Raw genomic sequence first — 20,892 nt, 5'->3', positions numbered from 1 at the left:
AGCGGCATGAGTCAGCGGCGCGCGGACGACTGGTGGCAGAAGCTCTACGAGGACCAGGGCGCGGGACCCGAGCCCGATCCGGAGGACACGCTGGACCACCGCTTCCAGTCGGCGGCGGTGCTGGTGGAGGACGGCGCGGCCCCCGTCGCGGCGGCGGACCCGCCGGACCCGCCGGGCCCGCTGCTGCCTGGACAGCGCCGGGAGGCGGAGCCGGTGCCACCGGCCGGGGAGCAGCCGCCCGACCCGCGCCGGCCCGGGCCGACCGGATACGCCCTCGGCGGGGTCACCGTGCCCCCCGTCCCGCCGGAACCGCCCGCCACGGGGCTGCCGCTGCGGCGCCGCAGGCCGCCGGCCGCCGCCGTCGCTGCGGAGCCGGCGCCGGCCGGGCCCGCCGCTGCCCAGGAGCCGGCCGCCCCCGTCGCCGCACCGCCGGGCCACGACCCCGCCGGCCGCCCCGACGTGCGCCACCTCGGCGACCGGGCCCCGACCTACGCGGCCGAGCCGGGCGCGCTGCCCGAGGCCGACCCGGCCGGGCTGGGCGACATCACCCCCGACACCGTCCTGGAGGGGGCCCGCTACGGCACCTACACCCTGCGCGCAGCCTCGCTGCGCGGGGACTCCGCCCGCTTCCGCGGGGAAGCCCGCCGGGACTTCCTGCTGACCGCCCGCTTCGGCAGCGGCGACGACGCCCTGGTCCTGGTGGCCCTGGCGGGCGGCGACCGGGCCGCGCCCGGGGCCCGGGAGGCCGCGGCGGAGCTGTGCCACTCCGTCGCGGCCGCCGTCGGGCGGAGCCGGCAGCGGCTGGCCGAGGACATCCGGGCCGGCAGCCGCGAGGCCCTGCGCTCCGGGCTCCAGCGGCTCACCGACCGGGGCTACGGCCGGCTGCGCGCCCACGCGGCGGAGCTGGGGCTGGACGAGGAGGGCTACACCGCCGGGCTGCGGGGGCTGCTGCTCCCGGTGGATCCGCAGTGCCGCACCCGGGTGTGCTTCGGCGCGGGCGCGGGCGGCTTCTTCCGGCTGCGGGCCGGCCAGTGGCAGGACCTGGAACCGGAGGACACCGCGCACCCTCCCGTGGACGCGGCCGGGGGCTTCCGCTTCCGCGCCTCCGTGGCCCGGCCCGGGGACACCCTGCTGCTCTGCTCGGGTGGTCTCGCGGCGCCCATGCGCGAGGAGGGCCTGCTCCCGGCCGAACTCGCCGCCCGCTGGTCGCAGGCGGAGCCGCCCGGCCTCGCGGCGTTCCTCGCGGACGCCCAGCTCCGCCTCAAGGGCTACGCCGACGACCGCACGGCGGCCGCGGTCTGGGAGGCGTAACGGGGCGGTTCGTGCGTGGATGGAAGGCGCACCCGGCAGAGCCGAACCGGAGAGGGCGCCCCTTCCATGGCCAAGCAGAACGTGGCGGAGCAGTTCGTCGACATCCTCGTGCGCGCGGGCGTGCAGCGGATGTACGGGGTCGTGGGCGACAGCCTCAACCCGGTCGTGGACGCGATCCGCCGGACCGACGGCATCGAGTGGATCCAGGTCCGCCACGAGGAGACAGCCGCCTTCGCGGCCGGAGCCGAGGCCCAGATCACCGGCCGCCTCGCCGCCTGCGCGGGCTCCTGCGGCCCCGGAAACCTGCACCTGATCAACGGTCTGTACGACGCCCACCGCTCGATGGCCCCGGTGCTCGCGCTGGCCTCGCACATCCCCTCCGGCGAGATCGGGCTCGGCTACTTCCAGGAGACCCATCCCGACCGGCTGTTCACCGAGTGCAGCCACTACAGCGAGCTGATCTCGAATCCCAAGCAGATGCCCCGGGTGCTGCAGAGCGCCATCCAGCACGCCATCGGCCGCAGCGGTGTCGGCGTCGTCTCGCTGCCCGGCGACATCGCCTCCCTCCCCGCCCCGGAGAAGACGGTGGAGCACGCCCTGGTCACCGCGCGGCCGACGGTACGGCCCGGGGACGGCGAGATCGAGAAACTGGTCCGGCTGATCGACGGGGCGGACCGGGTCACCCTGTTCTGCGGCAGCGGCACCGCCGGGGCGCACGCCGAGGTCATGGAGTTCGCCGAGAGGGTCAAGGCACCGGTGGGGCACGCCCTGCGCGGCAAGGAGTGGATCCAGTACGAGAACAAGTTCGACGTCGGCATGAGCGGGCTGCTCGGCTACGGCGCCGCCTACGAGGCCACCCACGAGTGCGACCTGCTGATCCTGCTCGGCACCGACTTCCCATACAACGCCTTCCTGCCCGACGACGTGAAGATCGTCCAGGTCGACATCCGCCCCGAACACCTCGGTCGGCGCTCGCAGTTGGACCTCGCCGTCTGGGGTGACGTACGGGAGACCCTGCGCGTGCTGAACACCCGGGTGCGCACCAAGACCGACCGCCGCTTCCTGGACCGGATGCTCAAGAAGCACGCGGACGCGCTGGAGGGCGTCGTGCGGGCGTACACGCGCAAGGTGGAGAAGCACACCCCCGTCCACCCCGAGTACGTCGCCGCCGTCCTCGACGAACTGGCCGACGACGACGCCGTCTTCACCGTGGACACGGGCATGTGCAACGTGTGGGCGGCACGCTATCTTTCCCCGAACGGCAAGCGCCGCATCATCGGCTCCTTCAGCCACGGCTCCATGGCCAACGCCCTTCCGCAGGCCATCGGCGCCCAGTTCACCGACCGCGGTCGTCAAGTGGTGTCGATGTCGGGTGACGGCGGGTTCTCGATGCTGATGGGAGATTTCCTCACCCTGGTGCAGTACGGGCTGCCCGTCAAAGTAGTCCTGTTCAACAACTCGTCCCTCGGAATGGTCGAGCTGGAAATGATGGTTTCCGGCCTGCCCGCCTACGGGACCGCGAACCACAACCCGGATTTCTCCGCCATCGCCCGGGCAGCCGGCGCCTACGGGGTGCGCGTCGAGAAACCCAAGCAGCTCGCGGGAGCCTTGAAGGACGCGTTCCGGCACAAGGGGCCTGCTCTGGTGGACGTCGTGACCGACCCCAACGCCCTGTCGATCCCACCCAGGATCAAGGCCGAGATGGTGACCGGTTTCGCGCTTTCCGCCAGCAAGATCGTGCTGGACGGAGGAGTCGGCAGGATGGTTCAGATGGCGCGATCCAACCTGCGCAACGTGCCGCGCCCCTGAGCCCGCAGGAGTGCGGATTGCCCCGGCGGGCATGCATCCCGTAGACCTGTTCGAGAGTACGGGTCGATTCGGAAAGGCGACACGGGGGAGGTACATCGCCGTGCGGGTGGGGGCGAAGACCGGAAAGCAGTGGAGGAGAGGGCGGCCGGTGCCGCGCGAGCCGTCCGTCGAGGGCGGCGCAGCGGTGGACGCGCCGGAGATCGTCCACAGCGTTCGCCGGGCGGACCTGAAAGCCGTGGGGGAGGTCCGGAGGTCCCTGAGGGAGCTGATGCGCCACCGGTGCCGAGCGGAGGCCACCGAGGTGGCCGAGCTGCTGATCACCGAACTCGTCACCAACGCCCTCGTCCACACCGAACAGGGCGCGGAGGTGTCCGCCTGCATCGCGGACACCCGGCTGCGGGTCGAGGTCCGCGACTACGCCTCCCGCCGGCCCCGACCGCACGTACCGACCGCCGACGACGGTACGCACGGCAGGGGGCTGGTCCTGGTGGAGACACTGGCCGACGACTGGGGCGTGGACGCGCTGGCCCCGGGTGCGGGCAAGGTGGTCTGGTTCGAACTCGACGCGTGAGGGCCGGTCCGGGCGCGCTCACACGCGTCCGGACCGGCCCCGCGATCGCGTCCGATCAGCCGTGCCCGATCAGCCGAATTGCTGTTCGAGGTCCTTGAGTTTGCGCTCCAGTGAGTCGAGCCGGGGGATCGTCTGGGTGTCGTCCTCGGCGGTGAGGTCGACCGTGCGGGGACCGGCCGGTTCAGCGGATTCGGTTCCGTTCACGGCCTGCAGGGAGGGCCGGCGTCGCAGGGGCAGCTGCTCCGCTTCCGATATGGCCGGCTCCGCGCCGACCGGCGCGGAGCCCGACCCGGGGGCCAGCCCCGGCAGTTCGACCTGGCGGCCGCGCGAACGCCCGAACGCCCTGTTCTGCCGGCCCAGCGCCTTGATGCGCGCCCGGTCGAGCCGGTTCTGGTCGCGCCTGCGGTGCCGGTCCTGCTCCTTCTCGCGCTTGTCCTCGCGCACCTCGTCCACGGCCTCGTCGAGGGTGCGTACGCCTTCCAGGAGCATCAGGGACCACGCGCCGAATGTCTCCCGGGGCGCCCGCATCCAGCGGACCATCCGGATTTGCGGCAACGGCCGGGGGATCAGGCCCTGTTCGCGCAGCGCGGCCCGGCGGGTCTGCTTGAGGGCGCGGTCGAACAGGACGGCCGCCGAGAGGGACATCCCGGCGAAGAACTGCGGGGCGCCGTCGTGGCCGCTCCCGCGGGGCGCGTGCACCCAGTTGAACCAGGCCGCCGCGCCGGCGAACAGCCAGACCAGCATGCGCGAGCCGAGCGCCGCGTCGCCGTGGCTCGCCTCGCGCACCGCGAGCACCGAGCAGAACATGGCGGCGCCGTCGAGGCCGAAGGGGACGAGGTACTCCCAGCCCCCGGACAGGTTCAGGTTCTGCCGGCCGAAGCCGACCAGTCCGTGGAAGGAGAGCGCGGCGGCGACGGCCGCACAGCAGAACAGCAGGACGTACGAGGCCGTGCCGTAGACGGCTTCCTTGCGCCGGCGCCGCTCCTCGCTGCGCTCCCAGGTGTCCTCGGCCGCGGCCTTCTCGCTCTCGCGCTTGCCGCGGGCCAGTACCGCCACTGCCGCAAGTACGCCCAGGATCAACAGGCCGCCGGGCAGCAGCCAGTCCAGCGATATGTCGGTCAGTCTCATGCGGATGTCCTTGCCTCGCGTATGCGGCGTTCCGGCGCCATAGTGGCGCAGCCGGCCGGCGGTGCATGCGGGTTTCCCGGCAAGAGGACGCGTTCGGGGGGTGGCGCGCGCCGGATAGGGTGTTGTGATTCGAACTGGCAAGCCAAAGAGGTCAGTTGTGTTCGAATCGACATCACCCGCAGGGGTGGGTTGGTGGGACGGGGGCACACCTGCGGGGTCCGCGGTGTCGCCAGGGGTTACGAGGCGAGGGCGCCGTCGGCCGCTGCCGCGAGGCGGGTGGCGCGGTCCGCGTCGCAGGTGCGGGGGCAGGTCAGGCAGGTGTCCTCGGGGTGGATCGTGTAGAAGAGGCAGCAGCCGGCCCGGTCACGCGTGGGCAGCGGGGTGTCGTCGTGGCCCCTGAGGGTGCGGAAACCCGTGCCGGTGGGGTAGGGCGCGGCCGACGGGGGCAGCAGTGCCTCCAGCTCCGCCCTGGCCCGTTCCTCCTCGCCCAGCAACCCGCCGACGTACCACAGGCCCTCGACGACCTCGTCGGTCACCATGGCCCACAGGGCCCGGCGGCCGCGCCGCATGCGGGGGCCGAAACCTTCCAGCACGGGCCCGAGGTGCTCGGCCACCGCGTCGCGCACCTCCCGCCGCAGGGCGTCCTCGTCGGCAACGACCCGGGCTCCGGGGAGGGCGACCGCGGGATCGCCGGGCAGGCAGGCGAAACCGTCGAACCGGACGGCGAGGCGGCCGAGGGTCCGGTGGAACGCCACTTCGGCCGGACGCGGGACCCGGCGGTGGGAGAACCACGGGACGGTGATCAGCAGACAGGCGGGCCAGGCGTAGCGGTGGAACCCGAACCCGGCGACGACGTCGGGCCGGCCGGGGCGGCCGTAGTCCCGGAGCACCTGGGCGGTGTCCCAGGCGAGGTAGGCGTCGAGGGCCGGGCCGCCGGCCGCGAGCTCGTCGGCGCCGGTCCATCCCGCGCCGCGGGGGAGGGGTTCGCCGGCGCCGACCTCGGTGATCTCCAGGGCGGGGTAGACCTCGGCCAGGCGTCGGTAGGCGTCTGTGACGGCCTGGGTCTGGAGGGGCATGGGGGCACACCGATCGCTGATCGTTACTAGGTAAGCCTTACCTTACTCGATCGGTGCGGAACGCGTGTCGGGGGCCGGGCCGGGCGTGTCGCCTATTCTCGGAGCAGGTCGAAACCCGGAGGAGGACCGAGTGCACGGAACGGCCCACGACCGGGTGCCGGCCGAGGAGACGACGATCCAGGCGGTTCCCGCGCAGAAGGCGCGGCAGGCGCGGCGGGTGCGGCGGCATTCGGTGCGCGGGCAGGTGCTGGACGCGCTGCGGGCGGCGCTGGTCGACGGCGAGCTGGTACCCGGGGAGATCTACTCGGGCCCCGCCTTGGGGGAGCGGTTCGGGGTCTCCGCGACGCCCGTGCGCGAGGCGATGCAGCAGCTGGCGCTGGAGGGGGCGGTGGAATGTCTGCCGAACCGCGGGTTCCGGGTGCTGGGGCGCAGCCCGCAGGCGCTGGCGGAGCTGGCGGAGGTACGGGCGCTGCTGGAGGTGCCCGTGATGCTGAGGCTGGCGCGGGACGTACCGGCGTCGGCGTGGGCGGAGCTCCGGCCGGCGGCCGCGGCGACGGGGGAGGCGGCGCGGGCCGGTGACCTCGCGGCGTACGGGGAGGCGGACCGGGCGTTCCACCGGGCGGTGCTGTCGCTGGCGGGGAACGACCAGCTGGTGCGGTTGACGGAGGAGCTGCACCGGCGGGCGATGCTGCCGCTGCCGGGCGCTCCGCGGGTTCGGCGGGCGGAGCTGGTGGCGGATGCGGCGGAGCACGCGGCGCTGCTGGACGCGTTGATCGCGGGCGAGGTCGGGGTGGTCGAGGCGCTGGTCCGGGACCACTTCGCCGGCGCCGACGCCTGACGCCCCTCGCGGAGCCCGTCCGGGTGCGGCGCCGCTGCGCGAAGCGCCCCCGGCTGCGCCGGGGTCCCCGGGGCTCCGCCCCGGTACCCCGCGCCTCAATCGCCGGCGGGGCTGGGTTGTGCCGGCGGGGCTGGGTTGTGCCGGCGCGGCGGGGTTTACCGCGGGGCGGGGCCGGGTTTGCCGTCGGCGGGGCCAGGTTTGCCCGCACCGGCTGCGCCGGGCTCCCCGGGGCTCCGCCCCGGTACCCCGCGCCTCAATCGCCGGCGGGGCTGGGTTGTGCCGGCGCGGCGGGGTTTGCCGCGGGGCGGGGCCGGGTTTGCCGTCGGCGGGGCGGGTGGCTCAAGCCTCGCCGGCGATTGAGACGCGGGGGCTGGGGCGGAGGTCCAGGAGGTCGGGGCCGGGGCCCAGGGAAGCCCCGGCCAGGGGTCAGGCCGGGGTGGGGGTCAGTTGGTCCGCCAGCCAGGTCGGGACGCCGCCCAGGAGGTGGAACAGGCGGCGGGCTTCCGCGCGGAGACGGGCGGCCTCCGGTTCCGGTTCGGCTTCGGCCAGGGCCGCCAGCGCCGGGGCCGTGCCGATCAGGAAGCCGAGTTCCTCACGGATGCGCAGGGACTCCGCGAAGCCGTCGCGGGCCTCGGCCACCTCGCCGTCCCGCAGGGCCAGCGCGGCCAAGTGCCGCCACGTGAACGACAGGAGCAGCGTGTCCCCGTGGGCGAGCGCGCCCGCGTGCGCCCGGTGGTACGCCGGCCGGGCCGCCTCCGGGGCCTCCGCGAGGTGCTCGGCGACCAGGCCGCGCCGGAAGTCCAGCAGCGGCCTGGTCCGGGACCCGGGAGACAGCAGCGCCGCCGCCCGCCCCAGCGCCGACCGCGCCTCGTCCGAGCGGTCCCGGACCCCGAGCACCGTGGCCGCGTAGGCCAATTGGCCCCGCTCGCACGCCGCCGCGCCCCGCTCGTCGTCCTCCTGCGCCACCGCCTCCGCGATGCGCAGGGCGTCCTCCGCCTCCGCCCAGCCCTGCCCCGTGAACAGGCACCGCTCGACCAGCAGCGCGGTCCGCTGCACGGCGGCCCGCGCATTGCCCGCGTGCGGCGTCAGCAGGGCCGCCGCGTCGGTCCAACAGCCGCGCGAGCGCAGCCGCCATATCGCCCGCTGGAGGGGGTCGTCGCCCCCCGTCGATCCCGCACCGGACATGGCGGTATCCGCCACATTGCCCTCCCCGAAGCAATCGAGCAGCACGTCGTTGAGCCCTGGGGCGAAATGAGAGCACGGATCGACGGCTCCGGCCAAGGGGTCGGGTGAACTCTTTCACAAAGTCCGGACGGCTCGTCAGCCGTCGCCCCGGGCCCCTGGCGCGATTCGTTCGGTGGCCGGCCGGTGGTTCACCGGCCGGGCGGGCGCCACGGCTCAGCTCATGCGCAGGGCCAGGAAGAAGTCGAGCTTGTCCTCCAGCCGGGAGAGGTCACGCGAGGTCAACTGCTCGATTCGCCCGACCCGGTAGCGCAGGGTGTTGACGTGCAGGTGCAGCCGGGTCGCGCACCGGGTCCAGGAGCCGTCGCAGTCCAAGAACGCCTCCAGGGTCGGGATCAGCTCGGCCCGGTGGCGGCGGTCGTAGTCCCGCAGCGGGTCCAGCAGCCGGGCCGTGAAGGCACGCCGGACGTCGTCCGGGACGAACGGCAGCAGCAGGACGTGCGAGGCGAGCTCGTGGTGTCCGGCGGCGCACACCCGGCCCGGCCGGGCGGCGGCGACCCGGCGGGCGTGCCGGGCCTCCTCCAGCGCCCCGCGCAGCCCCTCGGCGGAGTGCACGGCCGCACTGACGCCCAGCGTGAGCCGCCCGTCGTCGGCCAGACCGGCGGCCAGGGGATCCCGTACGGACGCCAGCAGCTCGTCGGCGTGCAGCGCCCGGTCGGGGCCCTTGTCCTCCCCGGGCTCCCCGGGAAGCGCGGGCAGCGGCACGAGCGCGATGGCCTCGTCACCCGCATGGGCCACCGCGATCCGGTCGGACGGTTCCGGCCCCGAGAGCGACGGGTCGACCAGGATCTCCTCCAGCAGCGACTGGGCCACCGGGCCGCCGGGGATGTCCCCGTTGTCCCAGTCCACCCGGGCCACGACGACCTGCCAGTGCGGGGCGGCCGAAAGCCCGGGCAGCAGCACCGGCGCGGCCACCCGCAGACGGGCCGCGATCTCCGCGGGCGGCGCGCCCGTCTGGACCAGCTCCAGCACCTCCTGGGCCAGCCGGCGGCGTACGGTGCGCGCCGCGTCCCGCCGGTCCCGCTCGACGGCGATCAGCTGGGTGACGCCCTGCAGCAGGTCGAGCCGTTCGGCGGGCCAGTCGCCCGCGTCGGCCTCGACGGCCAGCAGCCAGTCGGACAGCACGCTCTCGCGCACGTCACGGCTGACGGTGCCCGGACCGCGCCCGTGTCCCCTGATCGGGAACAGGGAGTAGGTAATACCCTGGAGCGAGATCCGGTGGGGCCCCCTGCGGCCCGTCCGGACCGCCGCGAGGTGCTCGCTCGCCAGTGCCGCGCAGACGCCCGGTGCCAGCGGCTCGCCCGCCCCGGCGATCTGCCGGCCCGTCGGCGAGAGCACCCAGGCCCGGAGATCGAGGTCCGTGGTGAGCAGATCCAGCACCACGTCGGGGCCGCCACCGGCGGGACCCGATGTCATCAAGCGGCGGTGCCGGTCCACGACGGCCGCCAGGTCCCCCGCGCGCTCTCCGGAGACCTGCCGCACCACGTACTCGGTGATGGTGGCGAAGGCGACGTCTTCGTTCACGGCGAACAGCGGCAGCCGGTTGCGCAGACAGGCCGATACCAGGTCGTCGGGGATGTCCCCCAGCTCCGCCTCGCCCGCCGCGAGGCCGGCGACCCCCGCGCTCGCGAGGATTCGTACGAATGGCTCGGAGTCGGCCGGATTCTTTCGCCATGCCAGGCCGGTCAGGACAAGTTCGCCTCCGGAGAGGTATCGGCTGGGATCCCTCAGGTCGGTCGTCATGACCCCGCGGACCGTCCGGTCGAGTTCTTCCTCGCCGCCCAGCAGCCGCAGCCCCAGCGCCTCGGTTTCCAGCAGTGCGCGCAGCCGCATGATGTCGCCGCCGATCTGTCTCGATGTTGCCGTTGGAAAACGGGCAGGTCGTCGCATCCTGCCTTTCATACGAATCTACAAGACGAGGGAGGCCGTCAGCCAACTCCTTCATGGTTTCGGTGACTGCACCCGGGGGACGCGTGGCTTGTGTACTGGCTCCACACCGCGTTAACAGCACATGAACGACCGGTCGAGGGGCTCCGAGCCGCCTGGCTTGAAGTGAACGACACGACGAAGAGGAAGAGAGCCGCTCATGGACTTCCTTCGCCCCGCGAGCTGGGAGGAGGCGCTCGCCGCCAAGGCCGAGTTCCCCTCTGCCGTGCCGATCGCCGGTGGTACCGACGTGATGGTCGAGATCAACTTCGACCACCGCCGGCCGGAGTACCTCCTCGACCTGAACCGCATCGCCCCGCTCCAGGAGTGGGAGGTCGGCGAGGACGTGGTGCGCCTGGGCGCGACGGTGACGTACACGCAGATCATGGAGAACCTCCGCACGGAGCTGCCCGGCCTCGCGCTCGCCTCGCACACGGTCGCGTCCCCGCAGATCCGCAACCGCGGCGGTGTCGGCGGCAACCTGGGCTGCGCCTCGCCCGCCGGTGACTCCCACCCCGCGCTGCTCGCGGCCGGGGCGCAGGTCGAGGTGGAATCCGTACGCGGCTCGCGGATGATCCCGATCGACGAGTTCTACACGGGCGTCAAGCGCAACGCGCTGGCCGCCGACGAGCTCATCAAGAGCGTTCACATCAAGAAGGCGGACGGCCCCCAGCAGTACTCCAAGGTCGGCTCCCGCAACGCGATGGTCATCGCCGTCTGCGCCTTCGGCCTCGCCCTGCACCCCGGGACCCGCACGGTCCGTACCGGCATCGGGTCGGCCGCGCCGACCCCGATCCGCGCGAAGACCGCCGAGGAGTTCTTGACCGCCGCGCTCGAAGAGGGCGGCTTCTGGGATTCGGGCAAGGTCATCACGCCCTCGATCGCCAAGCAGTTCGGTGACCTCGCCTCCGGCGCGGCCAACCCGATCGACGACGTCCGCGGCACGGCGAAGTACCGCCGTCACGCGGTCGGCATCATGGCTCGCCGCCAGCTCGTCTGGGCCTGGGAGCAGTACCGCGGGGCCGGCGACGGCCGCTCGCTCGAAGGGGCTGCGTGATCATGCGCGTCAATTTCACCGTCAACGGCCGGCAGCAGGAAGCGGACGACGTCTGGGAGGGCGAGTCCCTCCTGTACGTCCTGCGCGAGCGCCTGGGCCTGCCGGGTTCGAAGAACGCCTGTGAGCAGGGCGAGTGCGGTTCCTGCACCGTCCGTCTCGACGGCGTGCCGGTCTGTGCCTGTCTGGTCGCCGCCGGCCAGGTCGAGGGCCGCGACGTGGTGACCGTCGAGGGCCTGGCGGAGTTCGCCAAGCAGCGCGAGGCGCACGGCCACGGCGGTGCCTGCGGCACCGGCGGCGCGTGCGGCGGCAAGGGCGGCGTCACCCTGGACGAGGCCAAGCAGTGGTCCGCCACGGGCGCCGACTCCCAGACCGGCGAGGGCGTGGAGCTCTCCACCGTCCAGCAGGCGTTCCTCGACGCGGGCGCCGTGCAGTGCGGCTTCTGCACCCCGGGTCTGCTGGTGCAGGCCGATGCGCTGCTGGAGCAGAACAGCTCGCCCTCCGACCAGGACATCCGTGAGGCCCTGTCCGGCAACCTCTGCCGCTGCACCGGCTACGAGAAGATCCTCGACGCGGTCCGCCTGGCGGCCGCCCGTCAGGGAGAGGCGGTCTGACCATGGCGCAGAAGACGCGTACGGTTCCGGCGGGTACGCCGACCAACGTCACCCAGAAGCACCACCAGGGCGGCATCGGCGAGTCCACGCTGCGTCCGGACGGCACCCTCAAGGTCACCGGCGAGTTCGCGTACTCCTCGGACATGTGGCACGAGGACATGCTGTGGGGCCAGACCCTGCGCAGCACCGTCGCCCACGCCGAGATCACCTCGATCGACATCTCCGAGGCGCTCGCCATGCCCGGCGTCTACTCGGTGCTGACCTACGACGACCTGCCGGCCGCGATCAAGAACTACGGCCTGGAGATCCGGGACACCCCGGTCCTCGCCGACGGCCGGGTGCGTCACCACGGCGAGCCGGTGGCACTCGTGGCCGCCGACCACCCGGAGGCCGCCCGTCGCGCGGCCGCCAAGATCAAGATCGACTACCGTGAGCTGCCGCTCGTCACGGACGAGGCCTCCGCCCTCGCCGAGGGCGCGCCGCTGATCCACGAGGGCCGCGACGACCACCACGCCGGACACGTCCCGCACCCCAACATCGTGCACCGGCAGCCGATCGTCCGCGGCAACGTGGCGGAGGCCCGCGAGCGCGCCGACGTCATCGTCGAGGGCGAGTACACCTTCGGCATGCAGGACCAGGCGTTCCTCGGCCCCGAGTCCGGCCTCGCCGTACCCGCCGAGGACGGCGGCGTCGACCTCTACGTCGCCACCCAGTGGCTGCACTCGGACCTGAGGCAGATCGCCCCGGTCCTCGGCCTGCCCGAGGAGAAGGTCCGCATGACGCTCTCCGGCGTCGGCGGTGCCTTCGGCGGCCGCGAGGACATCTCGATGCAGATCCACGCCTGCCTGCTGGCCCTGGCCACGAACAAGCCGGTCAAGATGGTCTACAACCGCTTCGAGTCCTTCTTCGGCCACGTGCACCGCCACCCGGCGAAGCTGTACTACGAGCACGGGGCCACCAAGGACGGCAAGCTCACGCACATGAAGTGCAGGATCGTCCTGGACGGCGGCGCGTACGCGTCCGCTTCCCCCGCGGTCGTGGGCAACGCCTCCTCGCTGTCGGTCGGCCCGTACGTCATCGACGACGTGGACATCGAGGCGATCGCCCTCTACACGAACAACCCGCCCTGCGGCGCGATGCGCGGCTTCGGCGCCGTCCAGGCCTGCTTCGCCTACGAGGCCCAGATGGACAAGCTCGCGGCGAAGCTGGGCATGGACCCGGTCGAGTTCCGCCAGCTCAACGCCATGGAGATGGGCACGGTCATGCCCACGGGGCAGGTCGTGGACTCCCCGGCGCCCGTCGCCGAGCTGCTGCGCCGGGTCAAGGCCCGCCCGCTGCCGCCCGAGCGCCAGTGGGAGACCGCCGGCGAGGGCGCGGACGTCCGCGCGCTGCCCGGCGGCCTGTCGAACACCACCCACGGCGAGGGCGTCGTACGCGGCGTCGGCTACGCCGTCGGGATCAAGAACGTCGGCTTCTCCGAGGGCTTCGACGACTACTCCACCGCCCGCGTGCGGCTGGAGGTCATCAACGGCGAGCCCGTCGCGATGGTCCACACGGCCATGGCGGAGGTCGGCCAGGGCGGTGTCACCGTCCACGCGCAGATCGCCCGCACCGAGCTGGGCGTCACGCAGGTCACCATCCACCCGGCCGACACACAGGTCGGCTCCGCCGGTTCGACGTCCGCCTCGCGGCAGACGTACATGACCGGCGGCGCGGTGAAGAACACCTGCGAGGCCGTGCGCGAGGCCGTCCTGGAGATCGGCCGCCGCAAGAACGGGTCCTACCACCCGGCGTGGGCGACCGCCGAGCTGCTCCTGGAGGGCGGCAAGGTCGTCACCGACGGCGGCGAGGTCCTCGCGGACATCGCCGAGATCCTGGAGGGCGAGGACGCGATCGACCTGGAGCTGGAGTTCCGGCACCGGCCGACCGTGCCCTTCGACCTCAAGACCGGTCAGGGCAACGGCCACGTCCAGTACAGCTTCGCCGCGCACCGCGCGGTGGTGGAGGTGGACACCGAGCTCGGCCTCGTCAAGGTCGTCGAGCTGGCCACCGCCCAGGACGTCGGCAAGGCGCTGAACATGCTCTCCGTGGTCGGCCAGATCCAGGGTGGCACCATCCAGGGACTGGGCGTGGCGATCATGGAAGAGATCATCGTCGACCCGAAGACCGCGAAGGTGCGCAACCCCTCCTTCACGGACTACCTGATCCCGACCATCCTCGACACGCCGACCCTCCCGGTCGACGTCCTGGAGCTCGCCGACCCGAACGCGCCGTACGGCCTTCGCGGTATGGGCGAGGCGCCCACCCTGTCGTCCACTCCCGCCGTCCTCGCCGCGATCCGGCAGGCGACGGGTCTGGAGCTCAACAAGACGCCGATCCGTCCGGAGGCCCTCACCGGCACCCTCTAGGACGGCGTGGTCCGGGCCGCGAGGCCCCGGACCGACCCCCACGGATCCTCCGGGCGGTGTGACACCGGGACGTCACACTTCCAGCCGCACCGCCCGGAGTACGAAGTCCGGAACACGCGGGACCGACCGCACCGCTCGCGGCCCGTCCCTCCGGCACCCCCACGCAGTACCCGCATCACCGCAGTACCCGCATCACCGCAGTAACCATCGCGTCGCCTCGGGCCGTCACCCCGGGTCGTGCAGCCAAACGCACCATCCCAAATCCCGCGATCTTCAATCCCCATGCGGGTGCCCCTATGAACCTTGGGAGTTAGGCACCATGACCCAGTCGTCTGTGGAGCCCAAGACCACCGCGGAAGAGGCCGGCGACGGCACTCGTACCCCCGCCGGGCGTTCTTGGCTCGACCGGTACTTTCACATAACCCACAGAGGGTCCAACATCGGCAATGAGATTCGTGGCGGCGTCACGACCTTCATGGCCATGGCGTACATCCTCCTGCTCAACCCGCTCATCCTCTCCGGCAAGGACGCTGCCGGAGACACCATGAGCCAGAAGGCCCTGATCACGGCCACGGCCTTCGCCGCCGCCCTGACCACGCTCCTCATGGGCTTCGTCGGCAAGGTGCCGCTCGCCCTCGCGGCCGGCCTGTCCGTCTCGGGCGTGCTGTCCTCGCAGGTCGCTCCGCAGATGACCTGGCCGCAGGCCATGGGCATGTGCGTGATGTACGGCGTCGTGATCTGTCTCCTGGTCGTCACCGGCCTCCGAGAGATGATCATGAACGCGATCCCGCTCGCGCTCAAGCACGGCATCACGATGGGCATCGGCCTGTTCGTCGCCCTGATCGGCCTCTACAAGGCGGGCTTCGTCGGGAACGGTGCGGAGTTCGCTCCTCCCGTCACCCTCGGCGCCGCCGGGCAGCTCTCCGGCTGGCCCGTCTTCGTCTTCTGCCTGACCCTGCTGGCCATCTTCATGCTCCAGGCCCGCAAGATCCGCGGCGCCATCCTGATCGGCATCGTCGGCGGAACCGTCGTCGCGGCGATCATCAACGCCGTCGCCCACGTCGACCCGAAGGCCTGGAAGAACGGCGCGCCCGAGCTCTCCGGCTCGGCGATCTCCATGCCCGACTTCTCGCTCTTCGGCAAGGTCGAGTTCGGCGGCTGGGGCGACGTCGGCGTCATGACGGTCGGCATGATCGTCTTCACCCTCGTCCTCGCGGGCTTCTTCGACGCGATGGCCACCATCATCGGCGTCGGCACCGAGGCGAAGCTCGCCGACGACCAGGGCCGCATGCCGGGCCTGTCCAAGGCGCTGTTCATCGACGGTGCCGGTGGCGCCATCGGCGGCATCGCCGGCGGCTCCGGCCAGACCGTGTTCGTCGAGTCGGCGACCGGTGTCGGCGAGGGGGCCCGTACGGGTCTCGCCTCCGTCGTGACCGGCCTCTTCTTCGCCGCCTGCCTGTTCTTCACCCCGATCACCCAGATCGTCCCGGGTGAGGTCGCCTCCGCGGCCCTGGTCGTCATCGGCGCGATGATGATGCAGAACGCCCGCCACGTGGACTGGGCCGACAGCTCGACCGCCATCCCGGTCTTCCTGACCGTGGTGCTCATGCCGTTCACCTACTCGATCACGGCCGGTGTCGCCGCCGGTGTGATCTCCTACGTGGCCATCAAGGTCGCGCAGGGCAAGGCGCGGGAGATCGGTGCCTTCATGTGGGCGCTGACCGTCATCTTCGTCGTCTTCTTCTCGCTCCACCCGATCGAGGGGTGGCTCGGCGTGAAGTAGCCGTGACCCTGATCGGCACCTGACCTCCACGCATCCGATACTGGAACCGAACCCCTCCGAGGAGGCCGAACATGCTGGACATCGCCGAAGAGCTCAACCGGTGGGTCGAGCAGGGCCGTGCTTTCGCCGTCGCCACGGTCGTGGCGGTCGGCGGCAGCGCCCCCCGGCAGCCCGGTGCCGCCCTCGCCGTCGACGGCGAGGGAACGGTGATCGGCTCGGTGTCCGGTGGATGCGTGGAGGGCGCGGTGTACGAGCTGTGCCGGCAGTCCCTGGAGGACGGCGAGAGCGTCACCGAGCGCTTCGGCTACAGCGACGACGACGCCTACGCCGTGGGTCTGACCTGCGGCGGAGTCATCGACATCCTCGTCACCCCGGTCCCCGTGGGCTCTCCCGTTCGGAAGGTGCTCGCGGTCGCGCTGGCCGCCGCCGCCCGTGGGGAGGCGGCGGCGCTCGCCCGCGTCGCCGAAGGCCCGGCGCAGCTCATGGGCCGGGTGGTGGCCGTCCGCGGCGACGGCTCGTACGAAGGAGGCTTCGGCGCGCACCCGGAGCTGGACCGCACCGTCGCCGAGGAGACCCGCGCCATGCTGGACGCCGGGAGGACCGGCGTCCTGGAGATCGGCGCCGACGGGCGGCTCTGCGGAGAGCCGCTCAAGGTGCTCGTCGAGTCCAGCGTCCCGCCCCCGCGGATGATCGTCTTCGGGGCCATCGACTTCGCGTCCGCCCTGGTGCGGATCGGGAAGTTCCTCGGCTACCACGTGACCCTGTGCGACGCCCGGCCGGTGTTCACCACGAAGAACCGTTTCCCCGACGCGGACGAGATCGCGGTCGACTGGCCGCACCGCTACCTGGAGGCCCAGGTCGACAGCGGGACCATCGACTCCCGGACCGTCCTGTGCGTGCTGACCCACGACGCCAAGTTCGACGTCCCGTTGCTGGAGACGGCCCTGAGGCTGCCCGTCGCGTACGTCGGGGCCATGGGCTCGCGCCGCACACACGAGGACCGCAACGCGCGCCTGCGCGAGGTGGGCGTCACCGAACTGGAGCTCGCGCGGCTCCGCTCCCCGATCGGCCTGGACCTCGGCGCCCGCTCCCCGGAGGAGACCGCGCTGTCCATCGCCTCCGAGATCGTCGCCAACCGCCGCGGCGGCTCCGGTGCGTCCCTCACGGGCGGGGGGATACCGATCCACCGCGAGGGGGCGCAGGCGGTGGCCGGTCGGATCGGCTCCGTCGCCTGACAGGTGCCGGGAGCATGCCGCGGCGGGTGTGAGACGGGCGCTGCGCGGGGGTTGCGCCCTTCCGGTGTTGCACCTATTTTTACCGGCCGGTAACAGCGCCTCCCCGTAACGGAGTTGAGCGAATGTCCCGGTTCCCCGCACGTACCCTGCTCGCCGCCTGCGTACTGGCCGCGGCCACGCTCGGCGCGGCGCCCGCACCGCAGCCCGGCTCCTCCGCGCCACGCGAGGTGCTGTTCGTCGGGAACAACTGGGAAGGCACCGCCGACGTGCTCGCCTCCACCGGCGATCTCGCCAAGGTCGGCCGGATCAACGTGATCCCCGACAAGGACGAGCGCTTGCGGGAGATCTACCTCAACCCGGTGAAGCTCGGCTTCTTCCTCGGGATCCGTGCCACGGCGGGCGAAGGCCACGACCAGTTCGTGGACGACATGTACACCACCCCCGACGGCTCCGCGGTGGTCGCCTCCCGCCCCAGCTTCGCCGACGTGGTCTCCATCGACGTCCGCACCGGGCGGATCAACTGGCGCTTCCCCGTGGCCGGTTACCGTGCCGACCACATGGCGCTGTCCCCGGACGGCACCCGGGTCGCCGTCTCCGCCTCGACCGCCAACACCGTGCACGTGCTCGACATCGCCACCGGGCGGCAGGTCGGGTCCTTCACCACCGGGGACAAGCCGCACGAGAACGTCTTCACGCAGGGCGGCCGTTACCTGTGGAACAGCTCCATCGGCGACGTGACCTCCGCCCTGGACGCGCCCTGGCTGGACTGGACGAAGGGCGACCGGAAGATCACGGTCGTGGACACCCGGACCTTCCGCACCGTCCGGGTGATCGACATGCGCGAACGCCTGGACGCCTTCGGCCGCCCGGACCTCTCGGACGCCGTGCGGCCCATGTCGTTCAGCCCGGACGAGTCGAAGGTCTACTTCCAGGTGTCCTTCTTCAACGGCGTGGTCGAGTACGACGTGGCCACCGACCGGATCACCCGGATCAAGGAACTGCCCGGCAACCCCGCCACCAGCACCGACCGCACCACCTGGGTCAACGACTCGCGCCACCACGGCCTGTCGATGAGCCCCGACGGCGCGAAGCTCTGCGTCGCCGGCACCATGGACGACTACGCGACGATCGTGGACCGGGCCACGCTCGCCGAAGCCCCGCCCGTGCCCGCCGTGAAGCCGTACTGGGCCACCGTGGACGGCGACGGAAGCGCCTGCGTGATCTCCGAGAGCGGAGCCGACCGGGTCACCGCCATTGACTTCGCGACCGGCACCAAGCGCGTCTCCGTCCCCGTCGGCGACCACCCGCAGCGGGTCAGGCTCGGCCACGTCCCGGCCGACTGGAGCGGGCCGGCGGCGCGCTGACCGGCCGGGCGCCGACCGGCCGGGGCGCGGGCCGCCGCCCCGGTGGAAGGGGCGGAGTCCTGAGGGGCCCGGGGAGCGGGGGCGGCCGAGCGGACCGCCCCCGCGCCGCGGGGGTCAGGCGGGCAGGGAGAGCCGTGCCGCGGACATGCCGAAGGCGGAGTCCAAGACCCCGGTGGACAGCCCGTCCGGCAGCCGGTGAAGGTCCTGCGAGCGGTAACGGCGGACCTCCCGGTGCCAGTGCAGGACGCCGGCGTGCCAGTCCTGCAGTTCACCCACGTAGGCGTCCAGGGCGGTCCGGGCCTCACGGCTCAGCTTCCAGTCGTCGTAGAGCAGCGGCAGTTGGTGGGCGACGATGTGCTCGAACTCCTCCGTGCGCTGGGTCATCAGCTGGTGGCAGATGTGCAGCGCCTCCGGATAGCCGATGCCGAAGAAGTTGCGAGTGATCACAATATAGTTGTGGAACTCGCCCTCGAACTCCACTTCCTTCTGGTACGAGAAGATGTCGTTGATCAGGCACGCGGCGTCGGCGACGGCGTTCTCCAGCGACCTGATGGTGCCCGAGGAGTAGATCTCCTCCGGGATGCCCCGGCCCTCGTGGCCGAGGCGGCACAGGTACATGGTGAGGTGCGAGCCGAAGGTGCGCCGGCGCATCTCGGCGTAGTCCACCGGGTCCGGGACGCGGTTGTGGACCTGGTTGTCCACCTCCCACAGCCAGCTCTCCAGCATGTCCACGAGCGTGGCCCGGAACTCGGTGCGCTGCCCGCTCGACATGCCGGCGGTGGTGCGCACCCACAGGTCGGCGAGGCCGCGCTCCATCACGGTGACCGGCGCGGGCAGTTCGGCGTGGTCGACGGGGACCATGGAGATCAGGCGGGCGGTCGTCGCCTTGGCGGCGGTCAGGTTCCTGCCCAGCCCGAACACCACCGGGTAGTAGTCGTCGCCGTAAGTGCCCCAGGTCAGCCACGAGGCGTTCAGCGCCAGTTCCCCGGGCGTGGCGTCGGGGTCGAGGCCGGCCGAGCAGAGCGCGAAGTCGTAGCCGCGCAGCTTCTCCTCGGTCCAGATCGCCGAGCCGGGATCGCCCGGCTGCGGGTCCAGCATCCCCATGCGTCGCGCCCAGGCCACCGACTCCTCGCGGGCGTGCGGCAGGTGGGGGCTGAGACTGAGCCGGTGCGGCATGTAGACGTCCGGGATGACGGACGGCCCGGTCCGTTCGTACGGGACGTGGGTGAAGCTGCGCCGGCGCTGCTCCATCGCGCGGGGTTCCAGGATCGAGCGGACGTCGAGTGCGGTGGTGCCGAGGCCGCTGGGGAGGAACGGCAGGGAGAGCGGGGCGGTGGGTCGGGCCTCCTTGTTCATGTAGCGGCTGGAGACCATGTGCCATTCGTGTCCGCCGGACTGCCAGTCCTGGAGGCCCTTGGTGTAGGCCAGTACGGCCGCGATCTCGGCGGGGTCCATGGCGTGGTCGGCGAAGAGCTGGGGGAGTTCGGCGAGCGCGGTCTGCTCGAACTGCTGGAGGCGGGAGGTGAGGAGGTCGTTCGCGGATTCGGCGGCCTCCTGGGTGCTGCAGCCGAGGAACTTCTCCCACACCAGGATCGCGTTGGACAGTTCGCCCTCGTCACCGACCTCGCGCTCGTAGGAGAAGATGTCGTTCCTGATGTGCACGGCGTCGGAGAAGGCGTCCCGCAGCACGCCGAGCGGACGCGAGTGCGCCACCCGTGCCGGGACTTCGGCACAGACGTACTCGATCAGTCCGGCCGACCAGGGGGCGCCGCCGACCTTGCGGCGCATCTCGATGTATTCGAGGGGGTTCGCCACCCGGCCGATGTCGATGTTGGCGAGCTCCCACATCGACTCGTCGAGGAGGTTCTTCGTCGACCGGGAGAATCGTTCCCGCCAGGCCATCGACATGGCCGGCACGGTCCGCAGCCACAGCTCCCGCAGTCCCGCCTCGACGGGGTTGGCCGGCTCGGGGAAGCCGTCGGCCAGGTCCATGGGCATGAAGGCGGCCAGACCGTCGAGGTACTTCTTGGCGCCGGCACGGTCCTGGGAGCGCTTGTACGTCTCCAGGAAGTGGTCGTCGAAGAAGAACACCCACACGTACCAGTCGGTGACCAGGTTCAGCGCGTCGCTGTCGCAGTCCGGATGGGTGTACGAGCACAGCAGCGCGTAGTCGTGCGCGTCGAGGTCCCGCTCCTCCCAGACACCGGACCCCTCCAGCATCCCGAAGTCCCGGGCCCACTGCCTGGCGTGGGTTCTGGCGGACTCCAGGTGCGGGCTCAGTCGCGCCGGATAGGGCACGTAGAAGTCCGGCAGTTGAAACGGCTGTGTCACGGCGGGTGGGGCCTTTCCGTCCGGGGCGGCGGAGGGCCCTCCAGACCCGGCCCCCCGCACGAGATCAGCACTGCCCTACCCAGCCCGCCCCCACCCCATGGCCCGGTTCACCGCATCAGGTGACGGATCCCCCGTTCCCCGGCGCGGGACCGCCGGACGTGGGATGGCGGCCCCGAACGCCGCGGAGGCCGCCTTCCCACAG

The 20,892-nt window shown here is 72.1% G+C and carries 15 protein-coding genes; 10 read left to right on the top strand and 5 right to left on the bottom strand.

Annotated elements, in window-relative coordinates:
* Nucleotides 1–6 precede the first annotated feature (6 nt).
* From ACIA6C_RS26915 to ACIA6C_RS26905, 3 genes are all read left to right on the top strand, one after another.
* Nucleotides 7–1,311, top strand: coding sequence for a protein phosphatase 2C domain-containing protein (locus ACIA6C_RS26915; protein ID WP_399279628.1), 1,305 nt, complete (start codon nucleotides 7–9; stop codon nucleotides 1,309–1,311).
* A 66-nt stretch (nucleotides 1,312–1,377) separates the two neighbouring features.
* A complete protein-coding gene (locus ACIA6C_RS26910; protein WP_399279626.1) occupies nucleotides 1,378–3,120 on the top strand; it encodes a pyruvate dehydrogenase in 1,743 nt (580 codons plus the stop codon).
* 148 nt (nucleotides 3,121–3,268) lie between these two features.
* Nucleotides 3,269–3,691, top strand: a complete 423-nt coding sequence (locus ACIA6C_RS26905) for an ATP-binding protein (RefSeq protein ID WP_399279624.1) — start codon at nucleotides 3,269–3,271, stop codon at nucleotides 3,689–3,691.
* Between the two features lie 69 nt (nucleotides 3,692–3,760).
* Here ACIA6C_RS26905 and ACIA6C_RS26900 read toward each other — a convergent pair whose 3' ends face one another.
* Nucleotides 3,761–4,819: a DUF2637 domain-containing protein gene (locus ACIA6C_RS26900; RefSeq protein ID WP_399279622.1), complete on the bottom strand. Its 1,059-nt coding sequence runs from the start codon at nucleotides 4,817–4,819 to the stop codon at nucleotides 3,761–3,763.
* Between the two features lie 236 nt (nucleotides 4,820–5,055).
* Complete coding sequence (locus ACIA6C_RS26895) at nucleotides 5,056–5,895, bottom strand: (2Fe-2S)-binding protein (protein WP_399279620.1); 840 nt, start codon at nucleotides 5,893–5,895, stop codon at nucleotides 5,056–5,058.
* 130 nt (nucleotides 5,896–6,025) lie between these two features.
* Between ACIA6C_RS26895 and ACIA6C_RS26890 the strand changes: the two genes are divergently transcribed.
* Nucleotides 6,026–6,733, top strand: a complete 708-nt coding sequence (locus ACIA6C_RS26890; protein ID WP_399279618.1) for a GntR family transcriptional regulator — start codon at nucleotides 6,026–6,028, stop codon at nucleotides 6,731–6,733.
* Between the two features lie 426 nt (nucleotides 6,734–7,159).
* Here the strand turns inward: ACIA6C_RS26890 and ACIA6C_RS26885 are convergent, their stop codons facing one another.
* Nucleotides 7,160–7,933 carry a hypothetical protein gene (locus ACIA6C_RS26885; RefSeq protein ID WP_399279617.1) on the bottom strand — a complete coding sequence of 258 codons (774 nt, stop codon included), beginning with the start codon at nucleotides 7,931–7,933 and terminating at the stop codon, nucleotides 7,160–7,162.
* 198 nt (nucleotides 7,934–8,131) lie between these two features.
* Entirely contained in the window at nucleotides 8,132–9,808 is a 1,677-nt protein-coding gene (locus tag ACIA6C_RS26880; RefSeq protein ID WP_366079854.1) for a PucR family transcriptional regulator ligand-binding domain-containing protein, read from the bottom strand.
* Between the two features lie 253 nt (nucleotides 9,809–10,061).
* Here ACIA6C_RS26880 and ACIA6C_RS26875 point away from each other — a divergent pair, with 253 nt between their 5' ends.
* The 6 genes from ACIA6C_RS26875 to ACIA6C_RS26850 all read left to right on the top strand — a co-directional run bounded on the left by ACIA6C_RS26875 (nucleotide 10,062) and on the right by ACIA6C_RS26850 (nucleotide 18,359).
* Nucleotides 10,062–10,958 (top strand): xanthine dehydrogenase family protein subunit M, encoded by an 897-nt coding sequence (locus ACIA6C_RS26875; RefSeq protein WP_361131929.1) that lies wholly within the window; start codon nucleotides 10,062–10,064, stop codon nucleotides 10,956–10,958.
* Between the two features lie 2 nt (nucleotides 10,959–10,960).
* Nucleotides 10,961–11,569 (top strand): (2Fe-2S)-binding protein, encoded by a 609-nt coding sequence (locus ACIA6C_RS26870; RefSeq protein ID WP_399279614.1) that lies wholly within the window; start codon nucleotides 10,961–10,963, stop codon nucleotides 11,567–11,569.
* 2 nt (nucleotides 11,570–11,571) lie between these two features.
* Nucleotides 11,572–13,977, top strand: coding sequence for a xanthine dehydrogenase family protein molybdopterin-binding subunit (locus ACIA6C_RS26865; RefSeq protein ID WP_399279612.1), 2,406 nt, complete (start codon nucleotides 11,572–11,574; stop codon nucleotides 13,975–13,977).
* A 319-nt stretch (nucleotides 13,978–14,296) separates the two neighbouring features.
* Nucleotides 14,297–15,760 (top strand): NCS2 family permease, encoded by a 1,464-nt coding sequence (locus tag ACIA6C_RS26860; protein ID WP_361131938.1) that lies wholly within the window; start codon nucleotides 14,297–14,299, stop codon nucleotides 15,758–15,760.
* Between the two features lie 71 nt (nucleotides 15,761–15,831).
* Entirely contained in the window at nucleotides 15,832–16,995 is a 1,164-nt protein-coding gene (locus ACIA6C_RS26855; protein ID WP_399279609.1) for an XdhC family protein, read from the top strand.
* A 122-nt stretch (nucleotides 16,996–17,117) separates the two neighbouring features.
* On the top strand, nucleotides 17,118–18,359 hold the full coding sequence (locus ACIA6C_RS26850; RefSeq protein WP_399279607.1) for a YncE family protein: 1,242 nt from the start codon (nucleotides 17,118–17,120) through the stop codon (nucleotides 18,357–18,359).
* A 114-nt stretch (nucleotides 18,360–18,473) separates the two neighbouring features.
* On the opposite strand, the gene ACIA6C_RS26845 is transcribed toward ACIA6C_RS26850, so the two are convergent.
* The gene (locus ACIA6C_RS26845; protein ID WP_399279605.1) at nucleotides 18,474–20,690 is read right to left on the bottom strand and encodes a germacradienol/geosmin synthase; all 2,217 of its coding nucleotides are present in this window, start codon (nucleotides 20,688–20,690) and stop codon (nucleotides 18,474–18,476) included.
* Between the last annotated feature and the right edge of the window lie 202 nt (nucleotides 20,691–20,892).

This window comes from Streptomyces sp. NPDC051578 (assembly GCF_044454045.1).
Taxonomy (GTDB): Bacteria; Actinomycetota; Actinomycetes; order Streptomycetales; family Streptomycetaceae; genus Streptomyces.
Note: the sequence above shows the minus strand (reverse complement) of the source record. Positions and strands in the feature narration are given on the sequence as shown.